Origin of the sequence: Burkholderia sp. Bp8986 (assembly GCF_003854225.1) — a bacterium.
In the GTDB taxonomy this organism is placed as follows: Bacteria; Pseudomonadota; Gammaproteobacteria; order Burkholderiales; family Burkholderiaceae; genus Burkholderia.
The window spans coordinates 1-332 of sequence record NZ_QTQM01000225.1; the positions used below are offsets into that span (position 1 = coordinate 1).

At 64.8% G+C, this 332-nt stretch carries 1 protein-coding gene; it reads left to right on the forward strand.

Features of this window, described 5'->3' with window-relative positions; translation table 11 throughout:
- Positions 1-332, forward strand: a 332-nt coding sequence (locus DID99_RS37005; protein ID WP_148094737.1) for an IS110 family transposase, incomplete at both ends; no start/stop codon positions are given.

Here is a 332-nt window from a genome sequence, read left to right on the forward strand (position 1 = left end):
CCGACGAGCAACTCGCCGAGCTCACCATGCTCTGCGGCTTCGATGACGACCTCGCCGCTCAGGTCACGCAAACCAGCAACCGCATTCGCGGCCTGCTTACTCAGATCCATCCGGCGCTCGAGCGTGTTCTCGGACCGCGCCTTGATCATCCAGCGGTACTCGATCTGCTTGAGCGCTATCCGTCGCCCGCCGCCCTTGCCAGCACCAGCGAGAAGACGCTCGCCAATCGCCTGACCAAGCTCGCTCCTCGCATGGGCAAAGGCTTGGCGGCCGAGATCGTTCAGGCACTGAGCGAACAAGCCGTAACCGTGCCCGGCACGCAAGCCGCCACC